Annotated in this window: 19 protein-coding genes; 13 read left to right on the top strand and 6 right to left on the bottom strand. The window is 64.5% G+C overall.

What is annotated here, in order from left to right; translation table 11 throughout:
• The first annotated feature begins 2 nt into the window (after positions 1–2).
• Positions 3–488, top strand: coding sequence for a Holliday junction resolvase RuvX (gene ruvX, locus B5M41_RS21290; RefSeq protein WP_134650706.1), 486 nt, complete (start codon positions 3–5; stop codon positions 486–488).
• Here ruvX and B5M41_RS21285 read toward each other — a convergent pair.
• Positions 434–760: a DUF6105 family protein gene (locus B5M41_RS21285; RefSeq protein ID WP_134650707.1), complete on the bottom strand. Its 327-nt coding sequence runs from the start codon at positions 758–760 to the stop codon at positions 434–436. The genes ruvX and B5M41_RS21285 overlap by 55 nt on opposite strands.
• The gene (locus B5M41_RS26910) at positions 757–888 is read right to left on the bottom strand and encodes a hypothetical protein (protein WP_256365811.1); all 132 of its coding nucleotides are present in this window, start codon (positions 886–888) and stop codon (positions 757–759) included. The genes B5M41_RS21285 and B5M41_RS26910 overlap by 4 nt, the downstream gene beginning before the upstream one ends.
• 207 nt (positions 889–1095) lie before the next feature.
• On the opposite strand from B5M41_RS26910, the gene B5M41_RS21280 reads away from it, so the two are divergent.
• On the top strand, positions 1096–2031 hold the full coding sequence (locus B5M41_RS21280) for an AEC family transporter (RefSeq protein WP_134650708.1): 936 nt from the start codon (positions 1096–1098) through the stop codon (positions 2029–2031).
• Here B5M41_RS21280 and B5M41_RS21275 read toward each other — a convergent pair.
• Complete coding sequence (locus B5M41_RS21275; protein ID WP_134650709.1) at positions 2013–3659, bottom strand: acyl-CoA dehydrogenase family protein; 1647 nt, start codon at positions 3657–3659, stop codon at positions 2013–2015. The genes B5M41_RS21280 and B5M41_RS21275 overlap by 19 nt on opposite strands.
• A 172-nt stretch (positions 3660–3831) precedes the next feature.
• Between B5M41_RS21275 and B5M41_RS21270 the strand changes: the two genes are divergently transcribed.
• The 4 genes from B5M41_RS21270 (at position 3832) to dprA (ending at position 7892) form a co-directional block, all read left to right on the top strand.
• A complete protein-coding gene (locus B5M41_RS21270) occupies positions 3832–4773 on the top strand; it encodes an aspartate carbamoyltransferase catalytic subunit (RefSeq protein ID WP_134650710.1) in 942 nt (313 codons plus the stop codon).
• Positions 4770–6062 carry a dihydroorotase gene (locus B5M41_RS21265; RefSeq protein WP_134650711.1) on the top strand — a complete coding sequence of 431 codons (1293 nt, stop codon included), beginning with the start codon at positions 4770–4772 and terminating at the stop codon, positions 6060–6062. Before B5M41_RS21270 ends, B5M41_RS21265 begins: the two co-directional genes overlap by 4 nt.
• Positions 6063–6123: 61 nt before the next feature.
• Complete coding sequence (gene plsY / locus B5M41_RS21260; RefSeq protein ID WP_413713186.1) at positions 6124–6738, top strand: glycerol-3-phosphate 1-O-acyltransferase PlsY; 615 nt, start codon at positions 6124–6126, stop codon at positions 6736–6738.
• Positions 6739–6740: 2 nt separating this feature from the next.
• Entirely contained in the window at positions 6741–7892 is a 1152-nt protein-coding gene (gene dprA, locus B5M41_RS21255; protein ID WP_134650713.1) for a DNA-processing protein DprA, read from the top strand.
• Here the strand turns inward: dprA and B5M41_RS21250 are convergent.
• Positions 7824–8078, bottom strand: coding sequence for a hypothetical protein (locus B5M41_RS21250; RefSeq protein ID WP_134650714.1), 255 nt, complete (start codon positions 8076–8078; stop codon positions 7824–7826). The two genes, dprA and B5M41_RS21250, sit on opposite strands and share 69 nt — an antisense overlap.
• A gap of 257 nt (positions 8079–8335) precedes the next feature.
• Here B5M41_RS21250 and topA point away from each other — a divergent pair, with 257 nt between their 5' ends.
• The 6 genes from topA to rpmG all read left to right on the top strand — a co-directional run bounded on the left by topA (position 8336) and on the right by rpmG (position 16002).
• Positions 8336–10993 carry a type I DNA topoisomerase gene (gene topA / locus B5M41_RS21245; protein ID WP_134650715.1) on the top strand — a complete coding sequence of 886 codons (2658 nt, stop codon included), beginning with the start codon at positions 8336–8338 and terminating at the stop codon, positions 10991–10993.
• Positions 10994–10997: 4 nt separating this feature from the next.
• Positions 10998–13349, top strand: coding sequence for a ribonuclease R (gene rnr, locus B5M41_RS21240; protein WP_134650716.1), 2352 nt, complete (start codon positions 10998–11000; stop codon positions 13347–13349).
• Positions 13350–13412: 63 nt separating this feature from the next.
• Positions 13413–13883 (top strand): DUF983 domain-containing protein, encoded by a 471-nt coding sequence (locus B5M41_RS21235; protein WP_134650717.1) that lies wholly within the window; start codon positions 13413–13415, stop codon positions 13881–13883.
• A complete protein-coding gene (locus B5M41_RS21230; RefSeq protein ID WP_134650718.1) occupies positions 13880–14542 on the top strand; it encodes an NUDIX hydrolase in 663 nt (220 codons plus the stop codon). The genes B5M41_RS21235 and B5M41_RS21230 overlap by 4 nt, the downstream gene beginning before the upstream one ends.
• Before the next feature lie 13 nt (positions 14543–14555).
• Complete coding sequence (locus B5M41_RS21225) at positions 14556–15740, top strand: MFS transporter (protein WP_134650719.1); 1185 nt, start codon at positions 14556–14558, stop codon at positions 15738–15740.
• 94 nt (positions 15741–15834) lie between these two features.
• Positions 15835–16002, top strand: a complete 168-nt coding sequence (gene rpmG, locus B5M41_RS21220) for a 50S ribosomal protein L33 (RefSeq protein WP_134650720.1) — start codon at positions 15835–15837, stop codon at positions 16000–16002.
• 654 nt (positions 16003–16656) lie between these two features.
• Here the strand turns inward: rpmG and B5M41_RS21215 are convergent.
• The gene (locus B5M41_RS21215; RefSeq protein WP_134650721.1) at positions 16657–18024 is read right to left on the bottom strand and encodes a PleD family two-component system response regulator; all 1368 of its coding nucleotides are present in this window, start codon (positions 18022–18024) and stop codon (positions 16657–16659) included.
• A 15-nt stretch (positions 18025–18039) separates the two neighbouring features.
• On the bottom strand, positions 18040–18411 hold the full coding sequence (locus B5M41_RS21210; RefSeq protein WP_003547430.1) for a response regulator: 372 nt from the start codon (positions 18409–18411) through the stop codon (positions 18040–18042).
• A 141-nt stretch (positions 18412–18552) separates the two neighbouring features.
• Between B5M41_RS21210 and B5M41_RS21205 the strand changes: the two genes are divergently transcribed.
• Positions 18553–18852, top strand: coding sequence for a DUF3572 domain-containing protein (locus B5M41_RS21205; RefSeq protein WP_134650722.1), 300 nt, complete (start codon positions 18553–18555; stop codon positions 18850–18852).
• The last annotated feature ends 85 nt before the right edge of the window (positions 18853–18937 follow it).

Raw genomic sequence — 18937 nt, 5'->3', positions numbered from 1 at the left:
CCATGGCGACGCTGACGCTGGAAGAACTGTCGCAGGTCCTCGCCCCCGGCCAGCCTGTCGCGGGCCTCGATCTCGGCACCAAGACCATCGGCCTGTCGGTCTCCGATATCGGCCGACGGCTCGCGACACCCCGGCCTGTTCTGAAGCGCGTGAAATTCACGCAGGACGCCGAGTTGCTGCTGGCCTTTGCGGCGAAAGAGAAGATCGCGGCCTTCGTCATCGGCCTGCCCGTCAACATGGACGGCAGCGCCGGTCCGCGCGTGCAGGCCACCCGCGCCTTCGTACGCTCCATGTCGGAGAAAACAGATATTCCCTTCGTCTTCTGGGACGAACGGCTTTCGACGGTGGCGGCGGAACGCACGCTGATCGAAATGGATGTCTCGCGCAAGAAGCGGGCCGAGCGCATCGACTCGGCGGCCGCGTCCTTCATTCTTCAGGGCGCGCTGGACAGGCTTTCATCCCTGGCCAGGACGGCCGGCGCCGACTGACGGCGCGCCTGCCACCAGGCCGCGATCTTCCTGCGGCGGCGGAAGGCGATGATGCCGAGCACGAGGAAGCTGTCGAGGATGATGGCGCGCAGCACAAGCGGCGGAATGTTCTCCGGCGGAATGCCGAGAATGTGCCCGTAGATGCGGAACACCAGATCATGGGCATCGCGCGTCAGCATGAAGATGCCGAAATTCATGTCGTAGTAGGACAGCCCGTACCAGCTGCCCAGCAGCGCAATCGGCCCCGCCCAGAGAATGAGGAACCACTTCATGCCGCCCTCCTGCGCGTTGCGAGAAGGTCCGCGGCGACAAACAGCGTTTCGCTGATCGCCACGACCGCGACAAGAACGATGAGCGGAAGCACGATATCCACCGCCGCGAAGGAAAACAGGGTCGTCATGACCGATATCCGGGCCGCCATGGCCATACTCGTCACTCGCTACATGGTTAACAGCAGGTTAATGCCAGCTTTGCCGGTTAACCCTGTCCGCGCAATGCAAACCTGCGATTAAGGTTAATTTCCACATGTGCGGCGGTCACAACCACACTTGCCACCACCACCGCGAAAGGGCATGAGCGGATAATCGTCTCTCGGCCCTCCGGTTCCATGCTCCTTATCTTCGAAAGCATCCTGCCCATCTTCCTGCTCGTCGTGTTGGGCGTGATGCTCAAACGCTGGCGCGCCATCGACCGCGACATGTGGAACGGCCTCGAGCAACTCGGCTTCTATGTGCTGTTTCCATGCCTGCTCTTCACGACGCTCGCCAAGGCCGAGTTCTCGGGGATCGCAGCCGGCAGCGTCGCGGTCAGCTCCATCGGCTCGGTGACGCTCATCGCGCTGCTGCTCGCCTTGTCCTGGCCGCTCTTCCGGGCCGCCGGGGTGTCGGGTTCGTCCTTCACCTCGGTCTTCCAGACCTCGACCCGCTGGAACGCCTTCATCGCGCTCGCCATAGGGGAAAAGCTCTACGGGCAACAAAGCCTCGCGCTCGTGGCGCTGGTGGCCACGCTGATCATCATTCCCCTCAATTTCTACAATATCGCCATGCTGATCTGGTTCGGCGGCGGCAGCCGGAGCCTGAAGACCTTCCTCTGGAAGGTGCTGACAAACCCGATGATCATCGGCTCGGCGCTGGGCGTTGCCGTCAATTTGCTGGAAATCCCGCTCTATCGGCCGGTCATGCAGACGGCGGAACTGGTCGCGAGTTCGTCGCTGAGCCTGGGCCTCATTCTGGTCGGTGCCGGCCTGAAACTCGCAGATGCCCTGCAACCGCGGCCGCTGGCGCTGCTGCCGGTGTTCCTGAAACTGATCTTCATGCCCGTCGTGATGACGGCGGCGGCCTATGCGCTGGGCATGCGCGGCGAGCTCCTCATGACGATTACCATGGGGGCGAGCGTGCCGACTGCCATGAACGGCTATGTGCTGGCAAAGCAGATGGGTGGCGACGCGCCGCTCTATGCGGCGGTTGCGACGCTTCAGACGGTCGCGTCCTTCTTCACCATTCCCATCGTCCTGGCCGCGGCAGCCTATCTGGCCGGCGGATAGAGCAGGTCGACGATGTAGGCCGAATCGAAGCGCGAATCGAGCATGCCGTAGGTCGCGCGCCAGCCGGAGGCCAGACGCGTCTCCAGGAAGGCATCGGCGATGCGGCCGGCACCGGCACGGTAGAGTTCGGCGGCGGCCGCAGCCAGGGCCAGTTGCTCCACCAGCATGCGGGCAGCGCCCTCGTCGCGCTCGCACAGCGAGAGCGCGGCGCGCAGCACCTCCACCGTCTTCTTGCCGGCGGGGCCGAGATCGCGGGCAAAGCCGGCGAAGAGCAGCTCGAACAGGTCCCTGCCCCGGCTGATGACGCGCATCAGGTCGAGCGCCATGACATTGCCGGACCCTTCCCAGATCGCGTTGACCGGCGCCTCGCGGTAGTGGCGGGCAATCGGGCGCTCCTCCACGTAGCCGCTGCCGCCGATACATTCCATCGCCTCGTAGATGAGCGCGGGCGCGATCTTGCAGCACCAGTATTTCGTGACCGGCGTCATGATACGGGCATAGGCGGCGTCGCTTGCGCTGTCGCGCGCCTTGTCGAAGGCGTCGGCGAGGCGGAAGGAGAGCGCGGTCGCACCGGCGACATCGAGCGCCATGTCGGCCAGAACCCGCGTCATGATCGGCTGCGCGACGAGCGGCTTGCCGAAGACCATGCGGCCGCGGGTGTGATGCACGGCTTCCGCAAGCGACGCCCGCATGATGCCGGCAGAGGCCAGCGCGCAATCGAGCCGCGTCAGCGTAACCATGTCGAGAATGGTGCCGATACCGGCATCGGGCTTGCCGAGCAGGAAGCCGAACGTATCGGAGAACTCCACCTCCGACGAGGCATTGGAGCGGTTGCCGACCTTGTCCTTGAGGCGCTGGAAGCGCAGGCCGTTGCCCGAACCGTCCTCCAGCAGGCGCGGCACGAGGAAGCAGCCGACGCCCTCGCGGGTCTGGGCGAGCATCACGAAACCGTCGCTCATCGGCGCGGACATGAACCATTTATGGCCGTTCAGCCGGTAGATGCCCTCGCCCACCCGTTCGGCCGTCGAGGTGTTGGCGCGCACATCCGTGCCGCCCTGCTTTTCCGTCATGCCCATGCCGATGGTGATGGCGTTCTTCTGCATGGCGGGCTTGTTGGCGCTGTCGTATTTGCGCGACAGGATCTTGCGGCCCCATTCGCGCTGGACCTGCGGCGACGCAGATAGCGCCGCGACGGAAGCGCTCGTCATGGTCAGCGGGCAGAGATGCCCGCATTCCAGCTGCGCGGTCAGAAAGAAGCGGGCGGCGCGTGCCTTGTGCGCAATGCCCTTCTCGTCCGGGACGTTTTCCCAGAGCGAGGAATGCAGGCCGTTCGACATGGACCGGCGCATCAGCGCATGCCAGGCGGGGTGATAGTCCACGACATCGAGGCGCTCGCCGCGCGGGCCGTGGGTGCGCAGCTGCGGCACGCCCTCGTTTGCCATGCGCGCAAGCTCCTGCGCCTCCGGCGAGGTCACATAGCGGCCGATCGCGTCGAACTCGTCGCGAAGGCTCTTGGGCATGGCATCCGTGGCGTCGACCAGCAGCGGATCGGAGCGGTAGGCGTTGATGCCCGACCATAGCGGCGGCTGGTTGAGATCGGCAAGTTTCTGTTCGGTGTCGCGAGTCATGAGCGGGTTCTATCCCAAGTCGCGACGGGGCGAAACGGGGCCGTGATGCCGCAGATGCGGTTCAGCGAACAAAAGCGTGGGAATGCATAGCGCGCCGCCCGCCGCGCCTTGCCGCGCGCAAACCGACACTTTATAGACCGCGCGTATCCACGACAGTTGAGGCGGAGCCCCCATGGACTTCTTTCCGCATCGCCACCTTCTCGGCATCAAGGGTCTGACGGAGCAGGACATCACCCTCCTGCTAGACCGTGCCGACGAGGCAGTGAAAATCTCCCGCCAGCGGGAGAAGAAGACGTCGGCGCTCCGCGGCCTGACGCAGATCAATCTCTTCTTCGAAGCGTCCACCCGCACGCAATCGTCCTTCGAACTGGCCGGCAAGCGGCTCGGGGCGGACGTGATGAACATGTCGGTCGGCAATTCCTCGGTAAAGAAGGGCGAAACCCTGATCGACACCGCGATGACGCTGAATGCCATGCATCCGGACGTGCTGGTGGTGCGCCACTCCTCCGCCGGGGCCGCCGCCCTTCTGGCGCAGAAAGTGTCCTGCGCCGTCATCAATGCCGGCGACGGCCAGCACGAGCATCCCACCCAGGCCCTGCTCGACGCGCTGACCATCCGCCGCGCCCGGGGCAAGCTGTCGCGCATCATCGTCGCCATCTGCGGCGACGTGCTGCATTCGCGCGTCGCCCGCTCGAACATCCTCCTGCTCAACGCCATGGGCGCGCGGGTGCGCGTGGTGGCGCCGGCGACGCTGCTGCCATCAGGCATCGCGGAAATGGGGGCCGAGGTCTATCACTCCATGGAGGAAGGCCTGAAGGACGCCGACGTCGTGATGATGCTGCGCCTGCAGCGCGAGCGCATGTCCGGCGCCTTCGTGCCCTCGGTGCGCGAGTATTTCCACTATTACGGCCTCGACGCCGAAAAGCTGAAGGCGGCGAAGGAAGATGCGCTCGTCATGCATCCCGGCCCGATGAACCGCGGCGTGGAGATCGCCTCCGAAATCGCCGACGGCCCGCAGAGCGTGATCGAACAGCAGGTCGAGATGGGGGTCGCCGTGCGCATGGCCGTCATGCAGACGCTTCTCCTCTCGCAGAACCAGGATGTCCGCGCATGACCCGCACCACCGTCCTGAAGAACCTCCGTATCCTCGACCCCTCCCGTAATCTCGATGAAAACGGCTCCGTCGTCATCGAGAACGGCCGAATCGCCGCCATCGGCAGCGGCGCACAGAACCAGGGCGCCCCTGAGGGCGCCGAGATCGTCGACGGCCGCGGCGTGATCGCCGCACCCGGCCTCGTCGATGCCAGGGTCTTCGTCGGCGAGCCGGGCGCGGAACATCGCGAGACCATCGAATCCGCCTCGCGCGCCGCAGCGGCAGGCGGCGTGACCACCTTCATCACCATGCCGGACACCGATCCCGTCATCGACGATATCGCGCTGGTCGAGTTCGTGCTGAAGAACGCCCGCGACAAGGCGATCGTCAACATCCACCCGGCCGCCGCTCTCACCAAGGGCCTCGCCGGCGAGGAGATGACGGAATTCGGCCTGCTCAAGGATGCCGGCGCGGTGGCCTTCACCAATGGCCGCAATCCCATGCACAATGCGCAGGTGCTGCGCCGCGCCATGACCTATGCGCGCGAATTCGGCGCCGTCATCGCGCTCGAAACGCGCGACAAGTATCTCGGTGCCGGCGGCGTCATGAACGAGGGCCTGCTTGCAAGCTGGCTCGGCCTCTCGGGCAGCCCGCGCGAAGCCGAGCTGATCCCGCTCGAACGTGACCTGCGCATCGCCGGCCTCACCCGCGGCAAGTACCACGCCGCGCAGATCTCCGTGCCTGAATCCGCCGAGGCCGTGAAGACCGCCCGCCAGCGCGGGGCCAATGTCACCTGCGGCATTTCGATCAACCACCTGACGCTCAACGAGAACGATATCGGCGAGTACCGCACGTTCTTCAAGCTGTCGCCGCCGCTGCGCGGCGAGGACGATCGCAAGGCCATGGTCGACGCGCTTGCCCGCGGTGACATCGACATCATCGTTTCCTCGCACGATCCGCAGGATGTCGATACCAAGCGGCTTCCCTTCGCCGATGCGGCGGACGGCGCAATCGGGCTCGAAACCATGCTGGCGGCGGCGTTGCGGCTGCACCATAGCGGCGAGGTTCCGTTGATGCGGCTGATCGATGCGCTGTCGACGCGCCCGGCGAAGATCTTCGGCCTCGATGCGGGAACGCTCGCGCCGGGTGCGAAGGCCGATATCGTGCTGATCGACCCGGACGAACCGTGGCTTGCCACCAAGGAGACCTTCGTCTCGCGCTCGAAGAACACGCCCTTCGAAGATGCCCGCTTTACGGGACGCGCCGTTAGCACCTATGTTGCCGGCGAACGGGTGCATTCGCTGGGCTGAAGGGACGTCGGCCGGCCGGGGTATAGCCCCGGCTACCGGGAATGAAACGGGGGGAACAATCGTGTCCGACATCTTCAGCTGGCCGCTCGGCCCCTTGCCGACCCTCGCCGCGCTGGCCTTCGGCTATCTGCTCGGGTCGATACCCTTCGGCCTTATCCTCACCCGCATGGCGGGTCTGGGCGACGTGCGCAAGATCGGTTCGGGCAACATCGGCGCGACGAACGTGCTGCGCACCGGCAACAAGAAGCTGGCCGCCGCGACATTGCTTCTCGACGCGCTGAAGGGCACGGCCGCGGCCGCCATCGCATCGCGCTGGGGCATCGAGGCCGGCATTGCCGCTGGCTTCGCCGCCTTTCTTGGCCACCTCTTTCCCGTCTGGCTCGGTTTCAAGGGCGGCAAGGGTGTCGCGACCTATGTCGGCGTCTTGCTCGGGCTCGTGCCCGTCATGCTTGCGGTCTTCGCGGCCGTGTGGATCACCTGCGCCTATATCACCCGCTACTCGTCGCTCTCGGCACTGGTTGCAACGGCCGTATCTCCGGTTGTATTGTGGTTTCTGGGATATGAGAAAGTGGCGCTGCTCTTCCTGGTGCTCACCCTCATCACCTGGTGGAAGCACAGTGCCAATATCAGCCGTCTTGTGAGCGGCACGGAAAGCAAGATCGGCAGCAAGGGATAGCGATGGACGACCGCAGCGCAAGGACCACGGGAATTGCGCTGACGGAACGACAGAGGATCGCCTGGCTGCGGCTCATCCGAAGCGACAATGTCGGGCCGGTCACGTTCCGCGACCTGATCAACCACTTCGGCAGCGCCGAGACCGCGCTGGAAATGCTGCCGGAACTTTCACGCCGCGGCGGGGCATCGCGCAGCATCCGCGTCGCCAGCCGGGCGGACGCGGAACGCGAAATGGACATGGCCGAACGCCACGGCGCGGGTTTCGTCGGCATCGGCGAGCCGGACTATCCGCCCCTTCTGCGCCAGATCGACGGCGCACCGCCACTTCTCGCCGTCAAGGGCAATCGCAAGGTCATGACGGCGCCGGCCGTCGGCATCGTCGGCGCGCGCAATGCCTCCATTTCAGGCATGAAGCTCGCGGGCCTCCTGGCGCGGGATATCGGCCGGGCGGGTTATACGATCGTATCCGGTCTTGCCCGCGGCATCGACACCGCCGCCCATCGCGCCAGCATCGAGACCGGCACCATCGCCGCAATGGCGGGGGGCCTCGACAAGCCCTACCCGCCCGAGAATATCGGACTTCTCGACGAACTCACGGCACGCGACGGCGTCGCCGTCAGCGAGATGCCCTTCGGGTGGGAGCCGCGTGCACGCGATTTCCCCCGCCGCAACCGTCTGATCGCCGGCATGTCGCTTGGCCTCGTCGTGGTGGAGGCGGCGATGCGCTCCGGCTCGTTGATCACCGCGCGCAATGCCGGCGACTTCGGGCGGCTGGTCTTCGCCGTGCCGGGCTCGCCGCTCGACCCCCGCTGCGAGGGAACGAACGGCCTTTTGAAGGATGGTGCGACGATCACCACGACGGCGCGGGACGTGCTGGACGGCTTGCGGCCCCTGTGCGAGCCCGATCTCTTCCAGCCGAACAGCGGGGCCGACGAACCCGACGAGGACATCGCCTCCGCCGAGCGGCTGCCACCGAGCGAAAGCGATCGCGAACGGCTGACGGAAGCCCTCAGTCCCGTCCCGACAGAGATCGACGAGATCATTCGTTACACCGGCATCGCCCCGTCGGCCGTCTATCTCATCCTGCTAGAACTTGACCTTGCGGGCCGTCTGGAACGCCATGTCGATGGGCGCGTCTCGATGACCACGGACTGAGAGCGGCCTCACGCCCGACAGGATGTCTCCGGCTTCGACATAGGCCATCTCGATCAGGTAGCGCAGCATGTCGGCGCCGTCATTGTTCGCGATGATGCGCAATTCACCGAGCATCTGGCGTATATAGGCTACGTTATCCTCCGCAGTGCGCGGCGGCATGCTTGGCGTGGCTTGTTTCGGGTTCATGGCACCCCCGTTGCATCCGTGACGAATCATCACTTCAGGTTGCAATTCCGTACCACCCAAACGATAATACGATTATTTATAATTGCAATAATTTATTAGTCCACTTTTGGTTGTATTGCGTTGTAACCGACTTATTTCAACCCTACCTCTTGACCGAAACGCTTTCCCTGTTCATGTCGAAACACACTTTGCGGCGCAGGACGCCTTCTTTTTTGCCGCGCGCTCAAGCTGCGGCACCTGGTATCAGAGAAATGACGATGAATGTTGTAGTTGTGGAATCGCCTTCCAAGGCCAAGACGATCAACAAGTATCTCGGGCCTGGCTACACCGTGCTCGCCTCCTTCGGCCATGTCCGCGACCTGCCGGCCAAGGATGGCTCCGTGCGCCCGGACGAAGACTTCGAGATGTCCTGGGAAGTCGACACCGCGTCTGCAAAACGCATCAAGGACATTGCCGACGCGATGAAGTCCTCCGATGGCCTCATCCTCGCGACCGACCCGGATCGCGAAGGGGAAGCGATCTCCTGGCACGTGCTCGATGTGCTCAACAAGAAGAAGGCGATCGGCGGCAAGCCGGTGAAGCGCGTGGTTTTCAACGCCATCACCAAATCGGCCGTGCTCGACGCGATGAAGCATCCGCGCGACATCGATATCGCGCTGGTCGACGCCTATCTGGCGCGCCGCGCCCTCGACTACCTCGTCGGTTTCAACCTGTCCCCGGTGCTCTGGCGCAAGCTGCCGGGTGCGCGTTCGGCCGGGCGCGTGCAGTCGGTCGCGCTTCGCCTCGTCTGCGACCGGGAAGCCGAGATCGAGCGCTTCGTCTCGGAAGAGTACTGGAACCTCTCCGCCGTCCTGAAGACACCGCGCGGCGACGAGTTCGAGGCACGTCTCGTCTCTGCGGAGGGCAAGCGCCTGACGCCAAAGGCGATCGGCAATGCCGAGGAGGCCAACCGCCTGAAAGCCCTGCTCGACGGCGCGTCCTATCGCGTGGAAAGCGTCGAGGCAAAGCCCACCCGGCGCAACCCCGCCCCGCCCTTCACCACATCGACCCTGCAGCAGGCCGCATCCTCCAAGCTCGGCTTCTCGGCGTCGCGCACCATGCAGGTGGCGCAGAAGCTCTATGAAGGCATCGATATCGGCGGCGAAACGGTCGGCCTCATCACCTATATGCGTACCGACGGCGTGCAGATGGCACCCGAGGCGATCGACGCCGCCCGCCGGGCCGTCGCAAGCCAGTTCGGCGAGCGCTACGTGCCTGAAAAGCCGCGCCTCTACTCCACCAAGGCGAAGAACGCCCAGGAAGCGCACGAGGCCATCCGCCCGACATCGTTCGACCGCACGCCCGATGAAGTGCGCCGCTTCCTCGATGCCGACCAGCTGAAGCTCTACGATCTCGTCTGGAAGCGCGGCATCGCGAGCCAGATGGCCTCCGCCGAGATCGAGCGCACGACGGTCGAGATCGAAGCCGACAACGGCGGCCGCAAGGCCGGCGTGCGCGCCACCGGTTCGGTCATCCGCTTCGACGGCTTCATCGCCGCCTATACGGACCAGAAGGAGGACGGCGAGCAATCGGACGACGGCGACGACGACGGCCGCCTGCCGGAAATCAACGCGCAGGAGAAGCTCGACAAGCAGAAGGTGAATGCCACGCAGCACTTCACCGAACCGCCGCCGCGCTACTCCGAAGCCACGCTCATCAAGAAGATGGAAGAGCTCGGCATCGGCCGTCCCTCCACCTACGCCGCGACACTCGCCACGCTGCGCGACCGCGAATACATCACCATCGACAAGCGCAAGCTGATCCCCGAGGCCAAGGGCCGTCTCGTCACGGCCTTCCTGGAAAGCTTCTTCACGCGCTATGTCGAATACGATTTCACGGCCGATCTCGAAGAGAAACTCGACAAGATCTCGGCCGGCGAACTCGACTGGAAGCAGGTCCTGCGTGATTTCTGGAAGGATTTCTTCGCGCAGATCGAGGAGACCAAGGAGCTGCGCGTCACCAATGTCCTCGATGCCCTGAACGAGGAACTGGCGCCGCTCGTCTTCCCCAAGCGCGAGGACGGCAGCGATCCGCGTATCTGCCAGGTGTGCGGCACCGGCAAGCTGTCGCTGAAGCTCGGCAAGTTCGGCGCCTTCGTCGGCTGCTCGAACTATCCGGAGTGCAACTACACCCGCCAGCTTTCCGCCGATAGCGGTTCCGATGCGGATGCGTCCGTCTCCAACGAGCCGCAAAGCCTCGGCAAGGACCCGCATACCGGCGAGGAAATCACCCTGCGCTCCGGTCGGTTCGGGCCTTACGTGCAGCGCGGCGACGGCAAGGAAGCCAAGCGGTCCAGCCTGCCGAAGGGCTGGGCGCCCGCCACCATCGACCATGAAAAGGCGCTGGCCCTGCTCTCCTTGCCGCGCGATATCGGCCAGCATCCGGAAACGGGCAAGATGATCTCGGCCGGGCTTGGCCGCTATGGGCCGTTCCTGCTGCATGATGGCGGCTATGCCAATCTGGAGACCGTCGAGGACGTCTTCTCGATCGGCCTCAACCGCGCCGTCAGCGTGATCGCCGACAAGGCGTCGAAGGGTCCCGGCGGCCGCGGACGCGGCACGCCGGCCGCGCTGAAGACGCTGGGCGACCATCCGGACGGCGGCCCCATCACGGTGCGCGACGGCAAGTACGGCCCCTATGTCAACTGGGGCAAGGTCAATGCGACCCTGCCGAAGGACAAGTCCGCCGACAGCGTCACGCTGGAGGAAGCGCTCGTTCTGATCGCCGACAAGGCCGGCAAGACGCCTGCCAAGGGCGGCAAGGCCAAGGCGACGAAGACCACGAAGGCGGCAAAGACCGGCGAGGCCAAGACGGCGAAGCCCAAAGCGAAGGCCGCCGCCAAGCCGAAGGCGGCCCCCAAGGCAAAGAAGGCCTGACCGGATGACCAGAGAACCACGCAGCCGGTCAGGACAATCCAGACGGCCCGGCCGCGCGGGTCGTGATGCGCCGGCGGCAGACGACACGCCGATCATCCATGGCGTCGTGCCGCCGCGCGACGTTCTCCTGCGCTTCATCGCCGATCATCCCGAGCAGGCCTCCAAGCGCGAAATCGCCAAGGCCTTCGGGCTGAAGGGCGAAGCGCGCGTGGAACTGAAGGCGTTGCTGAAATCCTTCGAGGAGGATGGGCTGCTGGAGAAGCGCCGCAAGTCGCTGGTGCGCCCCGGCGCCCTGCCACCGGTGACCGTGCTCGACATCACGACGCGCGACGTGGATGGCGAACTGATCGGCCGCCCTGCCGAATGGCTCGACGATGCGGGCGTGGCGCCCGCGGTGCTGATCCGCCAGTCGGGCGGGCCGCGCAAGGACAAGGCGCCGGTCGCCGGCCTTGGCGACCGGGTTCTTGCCAAGATCTTTCCGGCCAAGGAACGCGGCGGGCCGGCCTATACCGGCCGCGTCATCAAGGTTCTCGACAAGAAGAAGAACTCCGGCATGGGCGTCTTCCGTTCCATGCCCGGCGGCAATGGGCGCATCCTGCCGATCGACCGTCGCGGCGAGGAGATGGACGTCGATGCCGAATTCACGGCCGGCGCCAAGGACGGCGACCTCGTGGAGATCGATGTCGTGCGCATCGGCCGCTTCGGCCTGCCGCGCGCGCAGATCAAGGGCGTGATCGGCTCCGTGGCCTCGGAAAAGGCGATCTCGATGATCGCCATCCATGCCCATGGCATTCCTTATATCTTCCCCGATGCAGTTATCCGCGAGGCAGAGGCGGCGGGCCCTGCATCCATGTCGCATCGCGAGGATTGGCGCAGCCTTCCCCTCATCACCATCGACCCGGCCGACGCGAAGGACCACGACGACGCCGTGCATGCCGAGCCGGACACGTCGCCCGACAATCCCGGCGGCGTGATCGTCACCGTCGCCATCGCCGACGTCAGCTACTACGTTCGCCCGAAATCCGCACTCGACCGCGAGGCGCTGAAGCGCGGCAACTCGGTCTATTTCCCCGACCGCGTCGTGCCGATGCTGCCGGAGCGCATTTCCAACGATCTCTGCTCGCTGAAGGAAGGCGTCGACCGTCCCGCGCTCGCCGTGCGCATGGTCTTTTCCAAGGAAGGCCGAAAGGCGGGCCACACCTTCCACCGCGTCATGATGAAGAGTGCTGCAAAGCTGTCCTACCAGCAGGCCCAGGCCGCCATCGACGGCGCGCCGGATGACAAGACCGGCCCGATCCTGGAGACGATCCTGAAGCCGCTCTGGGAAGCCTACCGCATCATGACGATCGGCAGGAACCGGCGGCAGCCGCTCGAACTCGACATGCCCGAACGCAAGATCCTGCTGAAACCCGACGGCACCGTCGACCGCGTTTTCGTGCCGCCGCGCCTCGATGCGCACAAGCTCATCGAAGAGATGATGATCCAGGCAAACGTCTCGGCCGCCGAAACGCTGGAGAAAAAGAAGCAGGTCCTCGTCTACCGCGTGCACGACGCCCCCTCGCTTGCCAAGCAGGAGACGCTGCGCGAATTCCTCCAGACGCTCGACATCTCGCTGGTGAAGGGCGGCAACATGCGCTCCAATCATTTCAACGGCGTGCTGGCCAAGGCGAAGGACACGCCCTTCGAGCAGATGGTCAATCAGATGGTGCTGCGCTCGCAGAGCCAGGCGATCTACAGTCCCGAGAATATCGGCCATTTCGGCCTGAACCTCATGAAATACGCCCACTTCACCTCGCCGATCCGCCGCTATGCGGACCTGATCGTGCATCGCGCGCTGGTGGGCTCGCTCGGCTTGGGCGAAGGCGGCATCACGCCCGACGAAGAGGCGGCACTCGACGATATCGCGGCCGAAATCTCGACCTTCGAGCGCCGCGCCATGGCCGCGGAGCGCGATACGGTCGACCGGCTCATCGCCCACCACCTTGCGGCGCGCCTCGGCGAGGAATTCGACGGCCGCGTTTCCGGCGTCACGAAAGCGGGACTTTTTGTCACCCTGCCCGAATATGGCGCGGATGGTTTCGTACCGATATCCATGCTCGGCCAGGATTACTTCATCTATGACGAGGCTCACCAGGCACTGTCGGGTGAAAAGACCGGGCTCGGCTATCGCCTCGGCGACGAGGTGCGCGTCAAGCTTGCCGAAGCCGTGCCGCTTGCCGGCGCGCTGCGCTTCGACATGGTCAGCGAAGGCCGCAAGATGCCGACGGCGGTGCGTTCGTTCCACAAGTCGGGCCGGCGCAAGGGATCGGCTCCTCGCCGCCAGCCGGGCACACGCCCGCCACGCGGCCGGCGCTAGGCCCAGACAGGACATGCCGGGCGCGGTTTACACAAGCGGCCTCCGGCAGGAAGGACAGGTGACATGCAAGCCAACGAGACCGGCGAGACGACGCAGCATTTCGGGGAGAGCGGACAGCCCGCTCCGAACGACCGGCCCGTGTGGCGCTCCATCCGTCGCGGCATGCTCAACCGCTGCCCGGCCTGCGGCACCGGCCGCCTGTTCCGCGCCTTCGTCAAGCCTGCCGATCACTGCGCGGCCTGCGGCCAGGATTTCACCCCCCAGCGTTCCGACGACCTGCCGCCCTATATCGTGATCACCATCGTCGGCCATATCGTGCTCGGCGGCTACATGGCGACAGACCTGATCCTGCCCCTGAACACGTGGCAGCATCTCATGATCTGGGTGCCGATCACCATCATCATGGCGATTGCCCTGCTCCAGCCCGTCAAGGGCGGCACGATCGGCCTGCAATGGGCGCTGAAGATGCACGGTTTCGGCGACAACCCCGCCGATGACGCGGAAGCGCCGGCGCGCGGCGACAGCGTGGCATGACGGCCATCCGGCCCGTCGACGCCGCCTCGATCCTGCTTCTCGACCGGACGGGCACAAACGTTCGCGTCCTCGTGGGGCGGCGCAGCAGCAGGCATGTCTTCATGCCGGATGTCTATGTCTTCCCCGGCGGCCGGCGCGATGCCAACGACCGGCTTTTGCCCATCGCCAGCCCGCTTCATGCGCTCGCCTGCGAGAGGCTGGCGATTCGCGCCCGCGCGCGCTGTTCCGATTCGCGGCTGCGGGCGCTGGCCGTCGCGGCCATCCGCGAACTCTACGAGGAGACGGGCATCAGCGTCGGCACGCCGCTCGCCGATCCCGCAGGCAATGCCCTGCCCTTCCTGCCCGATCTGTCGCGGCTGCGCTTCCTTGCGCGCGCGATCACGCCCGCCGGCATGGTGCGCCGCTACGATACGCGGTTCTTCACGCTTTTCACCGACGAAGCCGGTGTCGATCCTGCCGCGGCGACAGCCAGTCACGAGCTGGAGGACCTGCGTTGGGTCAATATTTCTGATCAGACATGCGTTGAGATGCCCGACATAACCGTCTTGATCCTTGAAGAGCTTCAAAAAAGCCTTCAGGAAGACAAATCTCTGCCGTTTGGAAGAGCCGTGCCCTTGTATCACACGCGGCACGGACGCTTCCTTCGGGACCTGCTTTGAGGACAGACCGCATATGACGCAGCCGCAATCCGGCACATCCGGCCCGGTGGAACACATTCACTGGCGTTCTCTCATTGCAGCCGTCGCCGCGATCTCCGCCGTGGGACTTGCCATCGGGCTCGGGCTTCCGCTGCTGTCGATCATCATGGAGAAGCGCGGGATCTCGCCGACCCTCATCGGCATCAATTCCGCCATGGCGGGTGTCGCCGCGATGGTGGCCGCCCCCTTCACCACGCGTCTCGCGCACGGGCTGGGCACCTCGACGACGATGCTGCTGGCCATCGTGTTGGCGGCCATCAGCGGACTGGGCTTCTACTATATCGAGAACTTCTGGCTGTGGTTTCCGCTGCGCCTCGTCTTCCACGGCGCGATCACCACCCTGTTCATCCTCTCCGAGTTCTGGATCAACGCCGCAGCACCGCCGCGCCGCCGCGGGCTGGTCCTGGGCATCTATGCGACGGTGCTGTCGCTCGGCTTCGCCGCCGGCCCGCTGCTCTTCTCGCTGCTCGGCAGCCAGGGCGTTCTGCCGTTTGCGGTCGGCGCCATGATCATCCTCCTCGCCGCCGTGCCCATCTTCATCGCACGGCGCGAGAGCCCCATCATCACCGAGAAGCCGGAAGCGCACTTCATGCGCTATGTGCTGCTCGTGCCCACGGCGACGGCGGCGGTCTTCGTGTTCGGCGCGGTCGAGGTGGGCGGACTGTCCCTCTTCCCGATCTACGCCACCCGCGCGGGCTTCAGCGAGCCGCAGGCGGCCCTTCTGCTCACCGTCATGGGCATCGGCAACATGGCGTTCCAGATCCCCCTCGGCATGGTTTCCGACCGCATGCGCGACCGCCGCGGCCTGTTGACGATCATGGCCGTCATCGGCCTGATCGGCGCGCTGTCCCTGCCCCTGGTCTCGCAGAACTGGATTCTGATGGCCGTCGTGCTGTTCGTCTGGGGTGGCTGCGTTGCGGGGCTCTATACGGTGGGGCTCAGCCATCTCGGCTCGCGACTCGTCGGCGCGGACCTTGCGGCGGCCAATGCGGCCTTCATCTTCTGTTATGCGGTCGGCACGGTGGTGGGCCCGCAGGCCATCGGCGGGGCCATGGACGTCTCCGGCAATGACGGTTTTGCCTGGGCGATCGTCGCCTTCTTCGGCTTTTACCTCATACTTTCTCTTGGTCGGATGGTTTTCCGGCCGAAACAGGGTTGACTTTTCGGGCGCTATTTGTAGTTTCCGCGCAGATTTAAAGCCGTGGAGCAGACTGGCTGTCCGCGGCTTCGTTTTTCATAAAGGCAGGACGACCATGGCCAAGGCTACCACCATCAAGATCAAGCTGCTGTCGACGGCCGACACCGGTTTCTTCTACGTAACCAAGAAGAACAGCCGTACGATGACGGACAAGATGTCCAAGACGAAGTACGACCCGATCGCCAAGAAGCACGTCGAATTCAAGGAAACCAAGATCAAGTAATCTTGGGAACCTGAGCGGTTCGCAAAGGCGCGGGGCGGAAACGCCCGGCGCCTTTTTCTTTGCCGGAGATTCCGGCACTCCTTGCATAACGCGAATCGAAAACGCCGCCCTCCTTGCGGAGAGCGGCGCGGAATTGGGGGTCGGCCAGGCACGACGACGGCACGAGGATTCCGTAGTTGTCGTAACTGACCGACCGACCCCACGACCCAGGAGATGCGGCGGACCTAGCATCATGGGGTAACCGGTTGTACGGGATCACATCCCGTCCATGAGTTGAACATCGCCCGGAAACGAAAAAAAATCAACGAATTCTTAACGCTCCGCCACCCGTACGTTGTCTCATAGTTAATCGCCGTCCGATTTTCTGTCACGAAAACGAGACAGTTTGCGGTGCCGTTGCAACCAAGTGGTGAACAGGACAAAAGCCGAACGCATCAGAAGCCGCATGCACGGTCCGATTGCACAATCGACAAGATATTGATAAATTTCGGCAAAATGAAACCACGGCGCTATAGCCAGATTTCACTACAGCGGAAGACGCTTCCGCAATTCGTTCCCGGGTCGTGAGCCGGCTTCTTAATTTTTGGCAGCCGGTATAAAAAGTCCATCCGGCCGGCGGCGCCGAGATGGCTGTGGACAAAGGTCGCGGTGCGTTCAGGCCGCCGCGGCGACGACCCGGTTACGGCCGGAACGCTTGGCCTCATAGAGCGCGTTGTCGGCACGTTTCAGCAGCGCATCCGGGGTGTCACCACCGGGCAGCATGGCGGCGATGCCGAGAGATGCCGTCACCGAAAGAGCGACATCCGTGCCCGGGATGCGGAACGGCTCGGACTCGACGATTGCGCGCAGCCGTTCGGCAACGCCGGCCGCCATGTCCGGTGTCGTGTCGGGCATGACGAGCACGAATTCTTCGCCGCCATAGCGGCAGGCGAGATCGGCGCCGCGCACGGCCGAACGGACGCGGCTTGCAAATTCCCTGAGCACAACATCGCCGGCGTCATGGCCATAGGTGTCATTGACGAGCTTGAAGCGATCGATGTCGGTAATGCAGACGGCGAGCGCCCTGCCCCGTGCGGCGGCACGGTCGATCAGAAGCTTGAGATGGTTGTCGAGATAACGACGGTTGTGCAGCCCGGTCAGCCCGTCCGTGACGGCAAGCTCGATCGTCTGGCGCACGCTGGCGCGCAGGCGGTCGTTGCAGCGCTTGCGGCGGATCTGCGTGAGGCTGCGGGCGATCAGCTCGTTGGGATCGATCGGCCGCATGATGTAATCCGTCACGCCCAGATCGAGCGCGCGCACGATCAGGTCGTCATCGCCCTGCTCGGCGATCAGCAGGATCGGCAGGAAGCGCGTGCGCTCGAGCGAACGCAGCTGCGAGCAGAGGCGCAGTGGATCGTAATCCTCGAAATTGGCGTTGACGATGACGAGTTCGAAATTGCTCTCCGCCGCCTGGAAGACCGCCGCCTGCGGATCGGACATGCAGGTGACCTCGGCGATCGGCTTCAAGGCGCGTGCGATGCGGTCCTGCGAACTGCCGCGTCCGTCGACGAGCAGGATGTCGCCGGGCTCGTCGCCCAGGCCGGTTTCCAGCCCGTCCTCCAGCGAGATGGCGCGGGCCGTGGCCGCACGCAGGCGCAGTTCGTCCGTCAGCATCTTGAGGCGAACGAGGCTCTTGACGCGCGACATGAGCTGCAGGTCGTTGACCGGCTTGGTCAGGAAATCGTCTGCGCCGGCTTTCAGGCCGCGCACGCGGTCGGACGGCTGGTCGAGCGCCGTGACCATGACGACGGGAATATGCGCGGTCCGCGGATTGGCCTTCAGCCGCTCGCAGACCTCGAAACCGTCGATGCCCGGCATCATGATGTCGAGCAGGATCAGATCGACCTGGGTGCGCTCGCAGATCGACAGCGCGTCGTAACCGTTCTCGGCCGTCAGGACATCAAAATATTCAGCAAGAAGCCGCGCTTCGAGCAGCTTCACGTTTGCGGGGATGTCGTCGACGACGAGGATGCGTGCGGTCATTCTGCGGCCCCTCGCTCAGGCGTCGCCGAGATAGGTCTTGATGGTTTCGATGAACTTCGGCACGGAAATGGGCTTGGAGACATAGGCCTCGCAGCCGCCCTGGCGAATGCGCTCCTCGTCCCCCTTCATCGCGAATGCGGTAACGGCGATGACGGGAATGACGTGAAGCTCGTCGTCCTCTTTCAGCCATTTGGTGACCTCAAGCCCCGAAACTTCCGGAAGCTGGATGTCCATCAGGATCAGGTCCGGGCGGTGCTTGCGCGCCAGATCAAGGGCTTCCATGCCGTTGCGCGTCTGAATGGTCGTATAACCGGACGCCTCGATAAGGTCCCGGAAGAGCTTCATATTCAGCTCGTTGTCCTCGACAATCATGACCTGTTTGGGCATCGTGCGTCCCTGTTCCTCTGACCGGCCTTGCAACCTTCCGGTAGATAGATAAGTTGCGGCGGAGCCGAATTCAGCCAGCCGGACCGCATTCACTTTAGCGGCACTTGGTTGATTAAAAGGTAAATTTCCCAAGGAAAAACGATGAAGAGCCAGAAAGAGACAGCGGCGGTAGAGAGCGCCGAAGCGACCGCCATCGCCATCCTCGGCTGGCTCGCCGGCGAGCCGGAACTGCTTTCGCGTTTCCTTTCGCTGACGGGCGTCCTGCCATCGGACGTGCGCCATGCGATGGACGATCCCGGCTTTCGCGCCGGCCTCGTCGATTTCCTGATGGCGCATGAGCCCACCCTTCTCGACTTCTGCGCGGCAACCGGCACGCGGCCGGAAACCGTTGTGGCGGCCCATGCGGTCTTGTCGGGGCCGCACGGCGACATCGATTTTTGAACCGGCAACGACACCCGCCGTGCCTGTGCACTGCGCGACGTCAGGCGACAGCCCGTCTTGAGACTCATGAACTTACGCGGTAATG

Origin of the sequence: Shinella sumterensis, assembly GCF_004514425.2 — a bacterium.
Taxonomy (GTDB): domain Bacteria; phylum Pseudomonadota; class Alphaproteobacteria; order Rhizobiales; family Rhizobiaceae; genus Shinella; species Shinella sumterensis.
This window is presented reverse-complemented; position numbering and strand designations above follow the sequence as displayed.

What these genes read in the sequence shown, in the direction of transcription:
- ruvX (WP_134650706.1), top strand. Translation starts at nt 3, where the DNA reads ATGGCGACGCTGACGCTGGAAGAACTGTCGCAGGTCCTCGCCCCCGGC.
- B5M41_RS21285 (WP_134650707.1), bottom strand. Translation starts at nt 760, where the DNA reads ATGAAGTGGTTCCTCATTCTCTGGGCGGGGCCGATTGCGCTGCTGGGC.
- B5M41_RS26910 (WP_256365811.1), bottom strand. Translation starts at nt 888, where the DNA reads ATGACGACCCTGTTTTCCTTCGCGGCGGTGGATATCGTGCTTCCGCTC.
- B5M41_RS21280 (WP_134650708.1), top strand. Translation starts at nt 1,096, where the DNA reads ATGCTCCTTATCTTCGAAAGCATCCTGCCCATCTTCCTGCTCGTCGTG.
- B5M41_RS21275 (WP_134650709.1), bottom strand. Translation starts at nt 3,659, where the DNA reads ATGACTCGCGACACCGAACAGAAACTTGCCGATCTCAACCAGCCGCCG.
- B5M41_RS21270 (WP_134650710.1), top strand. Translation starts at nt 3,832, where the DNA reads ATGGACTTCTTTCCGCATCGCCACCTTCTCGGCATCAAGGGTCTGACG.
- B5M41_RS21265 (WP_134650711.1), top strand. Translation starts at nt 4,770, where the DNA reads ATGACCCGCACCACCGTCCTGAAGAACCTCCGTATCCTCGACCCCTCC.
- dprA (WP_134650713.1), top strand. Translation starts at nt 6,741, where the DNA reads ATGGACGACCGCAGCGCAAGGACCACGGGAATTGCGCTGACGGAACGA.
- B5M41_RS21250 (WP_134650714.1), bottom strand. Translation starts at nt 8,078, where the DNA reads ATGAACCCGAAACAAGCCACGCCAAGCATGCCGCCGCGCACTGCGGAG.
- topA (WP_134650715.1), top strand. Translation starts at nt 8,336, where the DNA reads ATGAATGTTGTAGTTGTGGAATCGCCTTCCAAGGCCAAGACGATCAAC.
- rnr (WP_134650716.1), top strand. Translation starts at nt 10,998, where the DNA reads ATGACCAGAGAACCACGCAGCCGGTCAGGACAATCCAGACGGCCCGGC.
- B5M41_RS21235 (WP_134650717.1), top strand. Translation starts at nt 13,413, where the DNA reads ATGCAAGCCAACGAGACCGGCGAGACGACGCAGCATTTCGGGGAGAGC.
- B5M41_RS21230 (WP_134650718.1), top strand. Translation starts at nt 13,880, where the DNA reads ATGACGGCCATCCGGCCCGTCGACGCCGCCTCGATCCTGCTTCTCGAC.
- B5M41_RS21225 (WP_134650719.1), top strand. Translation starts at nt 14,556, where the DNA reads ATGACGCAGCCGCAATCCGGCACATCCGGCCCGGTGGAACACATTCAC.
- rpmG (WP_134650720.1), top strand. Translation starts at nt 15,835, where the DNA reads ATGGCCAAGGCTACCACCATCAAGATCAAGCTGCTGTCGACGGCCGAC.
- B5M41_RS21215 (WP_134650721.1), bottom strand. Translation starts at nt 18,024, where the DNA reads ATGACCGCACGCATCCTCGTCGTCGACGACATCCCCGCAAACGTGAAG.
- B5M41_RS21210 (WP_003547430.1), bottom strand. Translation starts at nt 18,411, where the DNA reads ATGCCCAAACAGGTCATGATTGTCGAGGACAACGAGCTGAATATGAAG.
- B5M41_RS21205 (WP_134650722.1), top strand. Translation starts at nt 18,553, where the DNA reads ATGAAGAGCCAGAAAGAGACAGCGGCGGTAGAGAGCGCCGAAGCGACC.